Source organism: Actinacidiphila acididurans (assembly GCF_016918855.1).
GTDB lineage: Bacteria > Actinomycetota > Actinomycetes > Streptomycetales > Streptomycetaceae > Actinacidiphila > Actinacidiphila acididurans.
This window is the reverse complement of sequence record NZ_JADKYB010000010.1, coordinates 155604-170788: the sequence shown is the minus strand read 5'-3', so window position 1 is coordinate 170788 and position 15185 is coordinate 155604. Positions and strand designations below refer to the sequence as shown.

Annotated in this window: 8 protein-coding genes and 3 pseudogenes; 5 read left to right on the top strand and 6 right to left on the bottom strand. The window is 67.2% G+C overall.

What is annotated here, in order from left to right; all coding sequences use genetic code 11:
- Positions 1–101: 101 nt before the first annotated feature.
- Positions 102–1043, bottom strand: a complete 942-nt coding sequence (locus tag ITX44_RS20075) for a PIN domain-containing protein (RefSeq protein ID WP_205358673.1) — start codon at positions 1041–1043, stop codon at positions 102–104.
- Between the two features lie 286 nt (positions 1044–1329).
- Here ITX44_RS20075 and ITX44_RS20070 point away from each other — a divergent pair.
- Together ITX44_RS20070 and ITX44_RS20065 are read left to right on the top strand one after the other, a co-directional pair.
- A pseudogene (locus ITX44_RS20070) lies at positions 1330–2179 on the top strand (IS5 family transposase).
- On the top strand, positions 2176–2571 hold the full coding sequence (locus ITX44_RS20065; protein ID WP_205358672.1) for a hypothetical protein: 396 nt from the start codon (positions 2176–2178) through the stop codon (positions 2569–2571). The pseudogene ITX44_RS20070 and the gene ITX44_RS20065 overlap by 4 nt, the downstream one beginning before the upstream one ends.
- 415 nt (positions 2572–2986) lie before the next feature.
- Here the strand turns inward: ITX44_RS20065 and ITX44_RS43065 are convergent, their stop codons facing one another.
- From ITX44_RS43065 to ITX44_RS20045, 5 genes and pseudogenes are all read right to left on the bottom strand, one after another.
- Complete coding sequence (locus ITX44_RS43065; RefSeq protein WP_372440948.1) at positions 2987–3292, bottom strand: hypothetical protein; 306 nt, start codon at positions 3290–3292, stop codon at positions 2987–2989.
- Between the two features lie 179 nt (positions 3293–3471).
- Positions 3472–3954: a hypothetical protein gene (locus ITX44_RS20055; protein ID WP_205358671.1), complete on the bottom strand. Its 483-nt coding sequence runs from the start codon at positions 3952–3954 to the stop codon at positions 3472–3474.
- Between the two features lie 389 nt (positions 3955–4343).
- Positions 4344–4478 (bottom strand): annotated as a pseudogene (locus tag ITX44_RS43060) (IS701 family transposase); the annotation flags it as partial.
- Positions 4479–4552: 74 nt separating this feature from the next.
- Positions 4553–6106, bottom strand: a complete 1554-nt coding sequence (ltrA, locus tag ITX44_RS20050) for a group II intron reverse transcriptase/maturase (protein WP_205358670.1) — start codon at positions 6104–6106, stop codon at positions 4553–4555.
- 636 nt (positions 6107–6742) lie between these two features.
- Positions 6743–7174, bottom strand: a pseudogene (locus ITX44_RS20045) (transposase); the annotation flags it as partial.
- 372 nt (positions 7175–7546) lie between these two features.
- Here ITX44_RS20045 and ITX44_RS20040 point away from each other — a divergent pair.
- From ITX44_RS20040 to ITX44_RS20030, 3 genes are all read left to right on the top strand, one after another.
- On the top strand, positions 7547–7723 hold the full coding sequence (locus ITX44_RS20040) for a hypothetical protein (protein WP_205358669.1): 177 nt from the start codon (positions 7547–7549) through the stop codon (positions 7721–7723).
- 379 nt (positions 7724–8102) lie between these two features.
- The gene (locus ITX44_RS41230; RefSeq protein ID WP_205358668.1) at positions 8103–14366 is read left to right on the top strand and encodes a DNRLRE domain-containing protein; all 6264 of its coding nucleotides are present in this window, start codon (positions 8103–8105) and stop codon (positions 14364–14366) included.
- Positions 14367–14503: 137 nt separating this feature from the next.
- Positions 14504–14938 carry a hypothetical protein gene (locus ITX44_RS20030; protein ID WP_205358667.1) on the top strand — a complete coding sequence of 145 codons (435 nt, stop codon included), beginning with the start codon at positions 14504–14506 and terminating at the stop codon, positions 14936–14938.
- Positions 14939–15185 lie beyond the last annotated feature (247 nt).

The window sequence follows — 15185 nt, the reverse complement described above, 5'->3', positions numbered from 1 at the left end:
CCAGGCCGTCACCCATATGCACAACCTCACCCTCAGCGCATGACCACGCCGACCCACAATCAGGCCCCGACCTGCCTGGCCACACTCTTCTGCAACATCCTTTAGGTGTCGTTACCGTCCTCGGGTACGTCGACGCTGATGCTTGCAAGGTTCGCCTTGCGGTGCTTCGCACCGAAGCCGTCCTCGGGGATCAGGTACTTGTCCGGTGGGAAGTCCCAGGGCAGGGACCAGGTCATGGCCTTGCCGCGCATCCCGTTGTCGCGCGTGATGACGGTGATCTGGCGCGGTGCGATGGCCTGCTGCAGGTGGGCCGCGCGGGCCACGGCTTCGTCGTCGTTGTTCGGCAGGCGTCGGTGCCCAGGCTCGTCGCGTAGGACCTGGACGTGGGTGCCGTCGTGCAGTTCGAAGCGGCCGTGGGTGGACAGGCCCTTGAGGACGTCGCCCAGCAGCTCGTAGACCCCGCGTGCCCGTTTCCTGATCTTCTCGCTGCCCTCGGAGTAGGACTTGGTGTCGATCTCCTCCACCACCACGTGCGGGATCACCAGCGTCGCTGGGCCCTTCCCGCACACCCGAGACCACGGGATCTTGTCGAAGCGCTGACAGTGCAGCAGGGTGTTCGCGTCCACGACCAGCACACGCTGCCGGTAGCTGCGGTAGTCCTCCACGGTTTGCCGCATCTGGTTCTGCAGTTCCATGAAGTACGTCGCCAGCTCGTCCAACTCCCAGTGCAGCAGCAGCGCGGTTCGGTAGGGCGTCAGGGGGCTGTGCACGATGTGGCTGTAGTGCTCGCCGCGCAGCCGCGCCGGCACCGCCGGGTCGGCGAAGACACCCGCCAGTTGCCGGGCGGTTGTCGCGGTCCACTGGGCGTACTGCCGCAGCGTCACCACCAGGTCTGGCCCGGCCAGCTTTGAGGGATCCACGCCCGCCAGCGTCGGCTGGGCGAAATACGGGACGGAGTTACGGACGTCGTTGAGCCCGCCATGGACCAGGTCGTCGAGGAACTTGATCGCCTTCTCGCAGGTGACCCCGGGCCGCAGCAGCATGGACGACTCCCTTGCCTTTGGGTTGCCGCACCGTTGCGGGCGGCTTCGCCAGCCACATCGTGGCAGCCGATCCCCGCAGGCGGCCACCGAGATCCACGGGTCTGCCGCACCCTGGCGCTCGTTGAACCAGCCGAGACCGGGGCGAGGACTCTGACAGGTCGTTAGCGGTACCCCGGGTTGTGACTGGGCGGTTCGTGACCTTTTGGGTGGATCTGGTGTCGCCTGATGGTGTGGCGGTGGGGCGGATTCTGCCGATCCGTGGTTGTTGGTCTGGTGATGTGATCGGATGAGTGAACGCAAGCCGTATCCGAGTGACTTATCGGACGAGCAGTGGGCGTTGATCGAGCCTGTGATCACCGCGTGGAAGGACCGGCAGCGCTCGGTCAGCGGCCACCAGGGCGCCTACGACATGCGGGAGATCGTCAACGCGATCCTCTACCAGGGGCGGACCGGCTGCCAGTGGGCCTACCTCCCGCACGACCTGCCGCCCAAGAGTGCGACGTACTACGACTTCGCCGCCTGGCGGGACGACGGGACCGACCAGGTCATTCATGAACTCCTGCGCTGCCAGGTCCGTGAGCGCGCCCGGCGATTAGAGGACCCGGCCCTGGTGGGTCCTGGACACCCAGAGTCTCCATGTGGCCGCCGGGGTCCCCGCTTCCACGACCGGCCACGATCCGGTGAAACGAGTCCCGGGCCGCAAGCGCGGCCTGGCCGTGGACGTCCTCGGCCTGGTCATCGCGGTCGTCGTCCTGGCCGCGAACGTCTACGACAACACTGCGGGCATCGTCCTGCTGGACCAGGTCGCCGAGCACACCGGCCACAGCGTCCGCAAAGCCCTGGTCGACCAGGGCTTCAAGAACAAGGTCGTCGCGCACGGCGCCGGCCTGGGCATCGACGTCGAGATCGTCGCACGCAACCCGCAGGACAAGGGGTTCGTGCCGCAGCCCAAGCGGTGGAGGGTCGAGCAGACCTACGGGATCCTGATACTGCACCGGCGCCTGGTCCGCGACTACGAACACCGCCCCTCCTCCTCCGCCTCCCGCGTCTACTGGGCCATGACCCACGTCATGACCCGACGCCTCACCGGCGCGAACACCCCCACCTGGCGCACGGTGCAAGCGGTGGCAGCGTGAACATCCGGCCTCTGCTCGACGCCCTGGACCTCCAGGAAGACGCCGCCCGGGCCCTGGCCGACGACCTCCGCGCACAGATCGACGACCTGCAGACCCGGCTACGGGAGGCCGAGACGCACCTGGAGCACCTCACCATCACCCGCAAGACCCTCACCGGCCTCGCCGACCGGCTCCCGGCCGTCACGCCGGAGCTGCCCGAGCACCCGGACTACCCCCGCATCCTCGCCGCCTTCAACCACGCGGCCGGGCCGCTACGGGCCAAGGACGTCTGCGAAGCCCTCGGCCACGAACTGCTGCCCAAGAACGTCGAAGGCACCCGTGCCAAGCTCAAACGCCTGGTCAAACTCGGAATCCTCACCGAGGCCGACACCGGCAACTTCAGGAAGCAGTAGCCGACCGAGCACCACGACCACCGTCTTCGGCGTGGTTGCGTTGCGCCGCCTCCATCCCCCGCTCGTGAAGCGACCTGTTGAGTCTCCGCCGTGCGTGGACATCCGTGAAAGCGCGCTCTGCGAGTTCCGACAGTCGTTCCGCACGGGCGAGCAAATCCATATGCCACAGATGGTTGTCGTGCCTGTAGGGATCGGTGGAGTAGCACTCGGCGTGGGCGCTTACCAACGCGATGGCCTCATCCCAATCCCGGCGCCGTTCCGCTGCCCTGGCTTGCCCGTACCAGTCCACAGGACGAGTATCGCGCAACGCTGCCTCGTACAGCATCGTGGGAAGTGGTCGCCGATGCACGTCCGCCAGGAGCAAGCCCCCCACCGCCACTTGCCGAATACTCTCAGAACGCCCTCTGATGATCTGTTAGGCACAGAGTGTGGTCGCATTGGTCGTCTTTGTCAGCCGCACCGGCTGACCTCTCCGCTCGTAGGCGGTCCGGGGGGCGCCGAGCACTTTGAGTTGTACCTCCGGCGTCGTTCTGATTCCCATTACGAGTGCCTCCAATTCCCTGTCGATGGCCGTCACCGTGGCAGCGGCATGGCCGCGCTGTTCCAGCAGCAGGCCGCGCAGCCGGTGCAGGTGCGCGACCGCGTCGGTGGCTGGGTCGTCCACCAGATCCAGGAAGGACATCCCGTCCAGATCATCATCAATGCCCTGTGCGGCACTCATGGCTGAACCCCGCCGCGGGGCCGCTGCGCCCTACGCTGCCGCTCCCGGTGCGGGCAGTCATGCCGCGCCTCTTCTCTCGGTGAGGGCCTGCCAAGAGGCAGGTCCTCACCGCGCACACCGTCAAGCGGTGCTCAGGGGACCGAGACGGGGCACGCGGCCCGCGAAGCAGTCCGCTGGTCTCAGCCCTTCTCGCCGGGCCTCGCGGTGAGTCGGCGTACGGCGCGCCTGATCGAGCCAAGCTCCTTCAGCACCTGGTCCATCGCGGAGTCCATCAGCATGACCGGATCGTCAGCGGCCCAAAAGCGCACGACCTGTGCCACCTGATGCTTCCAGAACTCGTCCTCCTCGGCGGCTTCGAAGCCGAGCTGTGACGCTAGGTCGGCAAAGCCGGACCCAGGTCGGCCGGTTGCCTTGCGAATGACAAGCGCCGACAGCAGCGGCCGACCATGCTGGTGCTCGTACACGCTGATGTGGCCGAGCTTCGGGTAGAGTCCGCGCATCTGACCCCGCGACGTATAGGGGTCCAAGCCGTGCGGATCAACGCGCTGTACAAATTCCTTGTAGCCGATGCAGGCGGAAAGCGGGTCGACCGGATCGCCGGCCTTCGCAAGGGAACGCAGAAGGCGGTGCATGTCGCGTTCGATGGGTGTGAGCGTAAGCACGCAAACTCCTCATAAGGAGAGGACCCGTAGGTCCGGATGTCCGTGGACGCAGCGCCCGTGAGCGTACTTTGACGGTAACTTACTGCGTTCGGTCCCGCTAGTACTCCAGTTGCGGTTCTCCATTTGTCCTGGTCACAGGGCCCTTTTGGAGCCTAGTTGGCTGACGCGTTGTCAGGTCGGTGGTGGTTCGTGACTCACCCGATCGGGCTGCGTGCGGCGCTGGTAGTGGCAGTGTCGGGCGATGGCCTGGTGGCGGCGGCGCCAGCTGGACCAGTGGAGTTGGTGTCTGGGTGAGGAGTGCCGGGCTGCGCGGGGATGGGCAAGGTCCAGGAGCCTTCGGACTTCTGCCACGGTGAGGGGAACGAGGCCGCTCGAACCGTTTCTCCGGCCCCCCTTTCAAGGGCATGGGCTGCCATCGCGGCCAGGAAGGCGTGCGCGAGCATGGCCAGGGTGATGTGGCGGTACCAACCGACGTAACGGCGGACCTCGTACTGGTCCAGGCCGCACTCGTTCTTCGCGGCCTGGTCGGGTAGGACCGCCGCATTGCTGCGGCGGTCCCCCCTCAGAACCGTGCGGGCCCGTTGTCCGAGCACACGGCTCAAGCAAGCCCTTCAGGCTCGCCGGCAGGTCGAGGCGCTGGCCTGCGTCTGCGACGTCGTTCGGCCCAGTAGTCGGTCAGGGCGGGGTCGTCGACGGACGCTGTTCCCTTGACCATCTGATGCCGGACGATCTTCGTCCAGGAGAACTTGGTGAGGTAGTGGCCGCTGTCGCGGTCACCGAAGACCCACCGGTCCCGCCTGGCCTTGTTGAACATGCCGAAGTAGCGGGTGATGACCCAGCGTTTCGGCTTGTTCGCGTGCGTGTGGGTCGCCCATTTGTAGATGAGTTTCCACATGTAGGCGTCCAGCCCGTGGAAGACCCGACTGGACACCACGCTCCGGTAGTAGGCCGCCCATCCCCGGATGATCGGGTTGAGCTTGTGAATCACCGCTTCAGCGTTGGCTCCTCGCAGAGCCTTGACTTCGGCGGCCAGCCGTTTCCGGATCCGTCGCACGGCTGCCGTGCTCGGCTTGATCAGTAGCACCGTCCCGCCGCGGTAGCGGCGGATGTTGAAGCCCAGGAAGTCGCAGCCGTCGTTGAGTTGGACAATGTTCGTCTTGTCCTCGTTGAAGACCAGACCTCTCGGCTTCAGCCAGGTGGCCAGTCGTGCCTTGGCCTGCTCCGCTTCGACTCTGGAGTGAGCGAAGACGAGCAAGTCGTCGGCATACCTGATCAACACCGGCGAGCCCGGTATTGTCTCACCGGCATGGCTCCCGCCGGTGTAGTAGCGGACTCCGGCAGCCTTCTCCATCCCGTGGAGAGCAATATTGAGCAGAAGAGGGCTGATCACGCCTCCTTGAGGTGTTCCTTCCTCGGTGGCGGTGAAGCACTCCTTCTCGATGACTCCGGCTTTCAGCCATCGGGTCGCCATTCCCTTTGCGGGGAACGTGCCCAGCATCGTGACGAGGTGCTCGTGATTGATGCGGTCGAACGCCGCTGCCAGGTCCGCATCCAGAACCCACTGTCGCTTCGGACTCTTTCCGTGCGCGACGGTGAATATTGCCTGGATCGCGTCCTGGCAACCCCTGCCCGGTCTGAACCCGTAGGACTTGGGCTCGAAACGGGCCTCCCATTCGGGCTCCAGCGCGTTGACCGTCCGTGCTTGCAGCACCCTGTCAACGATGACGGGAATCCCGAGTGGACGCCGCTTTCCGTTGCTCTTCGGAATGTAGACACGCCGGGCAGGCCGGGGCTTCCGCGAAGCCGAGCCGTGCTGGATCCAGGTGGCCAGTTCGGCCTTTCCTGGGGCCGTGAGCACGACTCTGCCGTCGACGCCCGCCGTCCGGCGGCCAGCATTGACCTCCGTCACCCGTCGCACGCTGACCAGCGTGTTGCTGCGGCTACGGAGCATCAGCTTCTGCAAATTGCGGACCCTCTTCAGGTCCCCTGCCTGCGACGCCGCGAAGATCCGCTGGCGCAGACGGCGTACGTTCTCCTCGGCCGCATCCCAATCGATGGCATGCCAGTTGAGGAAGTCGTCTTCCGGTCCGTTCACCGCGCCGACGTGTGGCGTGGCGTCTAACGTGCCCTTCAGTTCCGTCGTCTTTGTCATTGTCCTCTTCGCAGGCTCACCTGACCCACGTCAGCACCCTTGCGGGTCGGGTCACCCGGACCCTATCCGGCCAGTTATGCGGGACGACCGGTGGAGTTGCCAGTCGTACTGTCCCGGATTCCTGCTTCCTTTCGGCAACCGGCATTCGCTTCTTGGGCCATCCTGTTCCCGCCAGGGGATTCAGCGTTCCTTGCGGTCGGCCTACCCGGTGCGCGGGGCAACCGGGACCCTTGCGGGGTTTCCACGTTCTGCTTGAGCGAGATACGAGCGGGGTGGGTGCCCTCTCTACCCCGGGACGGCGGTGCTCTCCCGGCTGTCTGCTTCTCACCAGCCGGCGCCTGCCGCTTTCCAACGGCCAGTCCTGTACTCCGCTGAAACATCCCATCTGGCGGAGTTCGAAGTTACGAGGCATAGCCAAGGGTTCATTCGCATTCACCCGTCCGCTCATTCCCCTTGCCTGTAACCCCCGGATGGAACGGGAGTCCTTGGGCTTTTCCCCCGGGCTTCACACCCTCCCGTTACCAGGAACGCACGCCGGGGCGGGGACAGGCCCTGAGCACTGGCCCGGAACTACACCCTCTTCAACAGATCCTCCTCTCGGTGAGTTCACTCAGCTCAAGCAACCTCGTGTCGCACGAAGGCTTCCTCGATCGCCCAGCGTGTGCCGGCGATGCGCACCAACTCGGCCACCGCGGTGCTGGCGGGGGCGTAGGCCAGGTAGTAGGCGATCTCGTCCCGGGGGGCCAGGCTGCGGCGGGCCAGCACCCACCGGTGGTGGGCGGGTGTGTCGCCGTCGAAGTCGTCGATGGCGGGCAGGCGGGCGGCTGCCCGGTCGTAGACGCGCGGGCCCTTTGCTCCGTCGCCGCAGGAGTGGCGTTCCCACACCTCGCCGGGCGCCTGGGCGACAGCGAAGTCGATCCGGCCCACGGCATGGACGTGCTGGGACTTCGGCATCGCCAGGACGTAGCCGACGCTGGCTTCCTCCAGCATCCGGCGGAAGCGCCATTCCTGGCCGTAGGCGGAATCCGCGGTCACCCAGGCGATGGGCAGCGGCGAGGCCAGCGTCCGCCCGGAGCCGGCGGGATCGCCCCCACCTGAAGGGGCCAGACCACCGGTAGCTGGGTAGTAGCGTGCTCGTGGTGGTGGAACTCCTTGACGTATCCGGCGGCCACACTTCCGCCGGCCGCCTGCACGACGCTCGCGGGAGTTGCTTCGGCTGCAGGTCCCGTGCCGCGCGTCGACAGTGGGTTGAGGGTGCTGCCGGACTCGCTCAGCCCTGGGCCGGCGGGTCGGCAACGGAGGGTTTCCCAGCGGCACATCCCCCATCCGAACGGCCGCCGCGCTCGCGTGCAGTTCGGTGCACGCGGTTGCTGCCCCATCCGCGTCCCCGGCCTCTCCCTGCCAGCGGGCGACATCGCCTCGGGTGGTGAGGGTGTGGGGATGGTCGGGTCCGAAGATCCGCAGATGGTCCTGGAGCAGTTCAGCGTACGCGGCAGCAGCGCCCGCGGCATCGCCCGCTTTCCCGCGCCAGTGCCCCAGCTCACTGCGGGAGTCGAGGACGGCGGGATGGTCGCCCTCGGGATCCCCCCGCTCCCCACAGAACAAGGCGAGGAATGACCGGGTGCTGAGTGGTTCCGGTGAGGTGGTGTGCTGTTCGTCATGCCCATGGCGCGTTTGGAGTCCGTTACGTTACATTTGACCTATGCGCGCATCGGATTAATGATGATATGTCATTCTACTTGCGTTTTGCAATTGGATAACTTTACTTATTTATTCATTACTTTTTGTTAACCAATTATTTGCTGAGATCATTTGTCGGGCTGTCTTGGCTGTGTTGTTCGTGTGAAGATCCTTTGGTTTTGGGCCGTTGAGGCTCAACTGCTCTGAGCTACCAAGGGAGTTCGTCGTGGTCAGATGGTGGGGGGGCTCCGGGCGCGGTTTGCCCGGCGGCAGGTTGAGACGACCGTTGAGGTGGTCTCCGCGATGGTTGCGGCGGGTGTCCGGGGCAGTGGCCCTGGGGTTGGCGGTGTCGGCGGCCACGGTGGTGGGGGAGGCCGGGGCGGCGGTTGCCGTTGCCCCGGAGTACCAGGTGGTGGCCGAGGCGCCGGCACAGGCCCCGTCATATGGTCCTGCCGAGGCGTCTGATGAGGCGTCGGCGCGGCTGATGGCCAGGTTGCAGGGCCAGCGGATCGAGGTGCTGAACGAGCGGACCGCGGACTCCTCCACGTTTGTGGAGGCGGACGGTTCGCTGACGACGGAGGCGTACGCGGGCCCGGTGCGGGTCAAGCAGGGCGATGGTTCGTGGAAGGACGTCGACACCGCCTTGACGGATGCGGGGTCGGCGTTGAAGCCGCGGGCGGCCGTGGCGGATGTGGCGGTCTCCGACGGCGGTGACAAGGACCTGGCGTCGGTCAGTGACGGGTCGCGGACGTTCGGGCTGCAGTGGTCGAGCATGCTGCCCGCGCCCAGGGTCGACGGCAGCACGGCCACCTACGACATGGGCGGCGGTGCGTCGCTGACGGTGCAGGCGCTGGCGCAGGGCTTCGAGCAGTCGGTCGTACTCGCCCAGGCCCCGACGGGGCCGGTGTCGTACCGGATCCCGCTGACCCTCAAGGGCCTGAGTCTGTCGAAGGACGCGGGCACGGGGCATCTGCTGCTGAAGGATGCGGCGGGCACAGTGGTGGCCGAGGCCGCCGCCCCGCACATGTGGGACGCCTCCAAGGACCCGGTCTCCGGTGAGCCAGTGCACCAGCATGAAGTCGCCACCAGCATCGAAACCGGCAGCGACGGCTCCACGACGCTGGTGCTCACGCCCGACCCGGCGTTCTTTGCGCAAGATCTGACGTATCCGGTCACGATCGACCCGTCCTCGACGCTGGCGGTCACCACCGACACCTGGGTGCAGACCCCGGACTACCCAGACTCCCAGCTCGGGTCGCAGGAGCTGAAGGCCGGCACCTACGACACCGGTACGGACGTGGCGCGCTCGTACGTGAAGTTCGACGTGTCGAAGTTCGCGGGTAAGCACATCCTGGGCGCGACGATGTCGCTGTACTCGTACTACTCGGCGACCTGCGCCACGACCGGCCCGGGCACCCAGGCCAAGCGGGTCACCTCGCCCCTGGACACGACCACGCTCACCTGGGGTGCGCAGCCGTCGACCACGACGACGAACATGTACACCAACACCGGCCACTGGGGGTACGACGCCTCGTGCCCGGCGAACTGGTCGAACTGGACGCTGACCGGGATGGTCCAGGACTGGGCCAACGGCGCGGCCAACTACGGCATCCAGGTCCGCAGCGCGGACGAAACCGACCCCACCACCTGGCGGCGGTTCCGCTCGGCGAACTACACCACCCCGGGCTATGCGCCGAAGCTGGTGGTCAACTACAACTCCCACCCGAGCCAGGCCACCCTGGTCTCCCCTGCGACGGGCACGGCCACCAGGGACACCACGCCCACGCTGCAGGCCAAGGCCACCGACCCGGACGGTGACAAGCTCACCTACCACTTCGAGATCTGGAACTCCGCCGGCACCACGATGATCGCAAGCGGCGACTCGCCGCAGGTCTCCTCCGGCACCACCGGCTCCTGGACCGCGCCTGCGCTGGCGCAGGGCAGCTACAAGTGGCGGGCCCTGGCCCGCGATGGCACGGACGGCTCGACGACCTGGCCGGCGTGGAACACCTTCACGGTCGACACCTTGGCACCGGCCACCACGTCGATCGTCGCCCCCGCCTTCCCCGCAGGGGCGTGGTCGGGTACCCCGGACGGCAACGGCAACCTCTCCGGCTCGTTCACCTTCACCCCACCTGCCAGCGGCCTGACCGGCGTCGTCTACAAACTCGACACCGGATCTTGGACGACCGCCGCTACCACCGGCACCGCAGTGACCAAGACGCTGACCTTCAAGGCCGGATGGCACACTGTCAAGGTCCACAGCGTGGATGCGGCCGGCAACACCTCCGCCGACACGAGCTACTCCTTCGGCGCCGGGCAGGCCAGCCTCGCCTCCCCGGTCACCGGCGACGTGACCGACGACAGCGTGACCCTGAGCGGTCAGCAGGACGGCGGCTTCACCGGCGTCACTTATCAGTACCGCGTGGGTGACCTGGGGACCTGGCAGCCGGTCCCGCCCGCCGATGTCCGTACCTCTGACGGCGGCGCGGTCGCGGCCTGGCCGCTGACGTTCGCGTCCTCGCAGCAGCCCGACGACCTCACCTGGGCCGCGGCCACCACGTTCACCGACGACGGGTCTCTCCAGGTGCGCGCCGTGTTCACCAACGGCTCCACCACCTACACCACCCCTGCGGCGACCTTCACCATCAACCGCAAGGCGGACAACGCGCCCAGCAGCGACATCGGCCCCGGCTCAGTCAACCTGCTGACCGGCGACTTCACACTCAGCGCGACCGACGCGTCCGTCTTCGGGGTGTCGGTAGCGCGCAGCGCGTCCTCGCGCTATCCGCTCGACGGCGCCGACCAGAGCGGCCACCTGGCCATCTTCGGGCCGAACTGGGTCTCCGGTATCGCCGGCGCCCCCAGCGACTGGTCCTACGTCAAACCGACCTCCGACTCGCACGCCGTGAACCTGGTCGCCGCCGACGGCACCGAGACCGGCTTCACCCTGGCCTCCTCGACGTCCTCCGGTGACCTCTGGACGCCGGAGCCCGGCGCGGAGAGCCTCACCCTCACCGACACTCGGTCGGGCGGCGTGGTCTCCTCGTTCGCCCTGGTCACCACCGACGGGGAACGGGACACCTTCACCCGCACCAACACGGGTCAGTCCACCTGGCAGCTCACGACCTCCTACACGGTCAGCGGCGGTCCGGCGACGGCCACCACCGTGGTGTCCAACGAGATCCGCCAAGCGGACGGTGTCAGCTACCTCGCCGAACCCCGCTACGTGATCGCCCCGACCGGGGCCGTGTCCGCCGACCAGTGCGCGGCCCAGCCCGCCACTAAGGGCTGCCGGGTCCTGGAGTTCGACTACGGCCCCGCCACCACCGCCACCGCATCCGCCCCCGGGGACTTCGCCGGACAGGTGCAACAGCTCAGGCTGTGGGCCACCGACCCCGGCGCGGGCGCGGCGACCAGCTCGGTGCTCGCGACCTACCTCTACGACGCCAGCGGGCAGCTGGTCTCCGTGACCGACCCGCGCAGCGGCCTTGCGACCGCGTACTCCTACGACGCGGCTGGGCACCTGCGTACGCTGACCCCGCCGGGTCAGCTCCCGTGGACCTTCGCCTACGGCCAAGTCGGCACCGGCGGCGACAGCGGTCCGGGCATGCTGCTGTCCGTGTCCCGGCCGACCCTGGCGACCGGCACCACCGACACGGTCGACGGCACAGCCACCACCTCGGTCGTCTACCAGGTTCCCGTCTCCGGCGACGGCGCCCCCTATCCGCTCGACAGCGCGACCACCAGCACGTGGGACCAGACGGACAACCCCGTCTCCGGAACCGCGATCATCCCGCCCGGCGGCGAACCCGCTTCCCACGACGGCACCCAGCTCACCGCTGCCGCCTACGCCACGGCCACGATCGACTACTCCGACGCCAATGGGCGCGCGGTGAACACAGCCGGGCCCGGCGGGGCCATTACCACCACCGAGTACGACACGGACGGTAACGTGGTGCGCGAGCTGACCGCCGACAACCGCGCGCTCGCCCTCGGCACCACCACAAGCAGCGACTCGCTGCTCGCCGACCGGCTCGCGAAGGCTGACGGCACCGCGGAACGTGCCGACCTGCTCTCCAGCGAGACCGACTACACCGTCTCCGCCAGCAGCGGCGACGAACTGGACACCGGCGACTACGGGCCGCTGCACACCGTCGTCCTGACCCATGACCTGACCGGTCCGCTGGGCATGCTTCCCGCCGGCACCTCCGTTGCGGCCCGCGCCCATACGGTGCAGAACTACGATGAGGGCCGCCCCTCCGACGCCGCGGTCTCGGACATGCCGACCTCCCGGACCAGCGGGGCCGCAGTCGAGGGTTATCCGTCGGACGGTGATTCGCTGCGGACGGTGAGCGTCTATGACTGGGACACCGGCAACCTGCTCAAGGACGTGGACGACCCGGACGGGCTCGATCTGACCGCCGCCTACACCTACGACGACAACGGCAACCAGCTCACCGAGACCCAGCCGGACCAGGACGCCACCAACACCACCGACACCCTCTACTGGTCAGCCACCGGCACCGGAAGCTGCCAGGGCCGCCCCGAGTGGGACGGGTGGATCTGCCAGACCAGCCCGGCAGCGCCCGCCACCGGCGGCGCCAACCCTGGCGAACTGCCCGTCAAGTCCTTCACCTACGACCGGTACGGCAACACCATTTCCGAAACCGACACCGCCAACGGGCAGACCCGGACCGTCACCACCGCGTACGACCCCGCGGAACGGGAGAAGTCGGTCCAGGTGACCAGCACCACCGGAACAGCCCTCGCCGAGGCGGACCAGACCTACGACCCGTCGACCGGCCAGGTCGCCACCCAGTCCAACGGCACCCAGACCATCACCAAGCACTACGACGCCCTCGGCCGTCAGGTCTCCTACACCGACGGCAACGGCAACTCGTCCACCACCGGTTACGACGCACAGGACCGCCCCGTCACCTCGGCCGACTCGGCACCCGGAACCACAACCTGGACCTACGACCCCACCACCGGCCGGACCCTGTCGATCACCGACTCCGTCGCAGGGACCTTCACCGCCACCGGCTACGACGCCGACGGCAACCTCCTCGGGGAGAAACTGCCCGGCGGCTACACCCTGACACGGACCATCGACACCGACGGCCAGCAGACCGGCAGGACCTACACCGACGCCTCCGGCGAGGTCGTCCTGTACGACCAGGCTGACCTCGCCGTCACCGGTCAACAGACCGACCACGTCGAAAACAACGGCACGACGCTCACGACCGGCTTCCAGTACGACGTCTCCGGCCGGCTGACCCGGGCGCAGGACGACACCGGCGACTCGTGCACCACCCGCTCCTACACCTTCGCATCGGCGGCGCGCTTCGACCGCACCGGGCTGAGCACCGGCCGCAGCGCCACCGACTGCGCCGACGCGACAGCCGACACCACGACCACCACCACCGTGAATCACGGTTACGACAGCGCCGACCGTTTCACCGACGCCGGCTACACTTACGACGCGTTCGGCAACGCCGTCACGGCCCCCGGCGCCTCGCTCGCGTACTACGCCAACAACCTCCCCCGGTCCGAGACCACCGCCACGGCCAAGCAGATCTGGTACCTCGACGCGGCCCAGCGCTTGGCGAGCACTGACAACCAGACCAGCACCGACGGCGGCTCGACCTGGACCGATCAGGGCACCACCGTCAACCACTACGACGGCGACAGCGACAGCCCGGCCTGGACCCAGGACCCCAGCGGCGGCGTCACCCGCTACGTGGACGACCTGTCCGGCGGCCTCGCCGCCGTCACCGGCAGCAGCACCTCGCTCCAGTTCGCAAACCTCCACGGGGACATTGCCACCACGGTGGACCTCTCATCCGGCGCGATCAGTGCCGCCTTCTACGACGAGTTCGGCAACACCGCCAACACCTCCCGGTTCGGCTGGCTCGGTACCGCCGAGCGGCGGGCCGACACGCCCACCGGGCTGATCCTCATGGGTGTCCGCCTCTACGACCCACTCGCCGGCGCCTTCACCTCCATCGACCCGGTGGACGGCGGCAGCGGCAATGCGTACAGCTACTGCTCTTCCGATCCCGTGAACTGCAGCGATACGACCGGCACCTACTCCGAGAGCGAGAACAACAATTCCACCCATGCCGAACGGAAATGGTGTCGGTGGCCTTCGCGCTGGCGAGTTTGCGACATCATCCTGAGCGACGCCCACGCGGCCCGCTCGACGGCCCTGCGAGTGTTCCACGTGACGCTCAAGTCGATGGGCCGCAGCTACGCCGACGCATTCCAGCACATCCTGTGGATGACACTGCTCAGCTGGGACATCGGCCCGGGTTCCGCGCTGGCGGCAGGGCGACGACACGAAGATTACCCGGGCAATCCGTCCTCGGCGAAGAAAATGGCTTACCACAACAACCAGTTGGGGGCGGACATAGGCTCCTGGATGAAGAGTACCTTCCACTATTCCAGGCACGGCGGGGTCTTCGCCAATACCGTCGTGCAGTACGCGCTCCTGTACGCTTGCTACGATAGCCGCGTCGGGGTACCAAAATACATTGCCAGCCAGTACAAGGTCTGTATCCGGTACGGCTACTACTGACCGGCCACCGCCCGACAGGTGGCGGCCCCTTGGTAAACAGCAGATGTCCGGCCCGCCCGTTTGTCCGGGCGGGCCGGATTCTTGGGGGAGGGATGCGGGGCATGCGGATGGTTTTCAAGCGACGAAGGTTCGGGTACGTGGTCGCGGCCGCCGTCGCGGTAGTGGCGGCGACTGGACTTTCGGTCCATGAGATACACAAACACCGCCAGGACGAGCAAATCGACGCACGGCTCGAACAATTGCAGGCGGACCCCATCATCCCGGCGCTCGACCGGGTCCTCGGGCCTCACAAGACACTCCATCGTTACAAGGTCTGCAGGTTCGAGGATGCGCCGTACGTGGAAATCCACTATACGGTGGCGAACACTGAGTCCGTGCGCGAAAAGATCCTGCGGACCGTTCGGGCCGCTGGGTGGCACGCTGACGGCTGGATTGGTGTGGGTAACGACTATTACGCCGTGGACATCGACCGCCAACTCAAAGGCTGGCACAGCAGCCAGTCCTTCCTAAATGTGCACACAGGCGACCTCCTGGTCAATCTGGAAACCATCGACCACTCCGGGTGCCTCTGAGAGGCGTCCCCTAAACGATCTACGGCATGCTCGTACCGTACTTCCCCCGCTTGGGCGACGCTCCGTAGCCGTGCTGCTCCGGGAGTTGCCGGCCTTACCTCCCTACGCAGAGGCGTTGACAGGCCGGTCGGGGCGGCAGTTCGTGCTGCGGGGCACGCTCCGGGCTGGCCCCGGTCGAAACGTCGAGGCAACTCGGCGTGCTGAGTCGAGCTGACCCGGGCCGGGTCTGGGGCGAAGCGGGCACGGG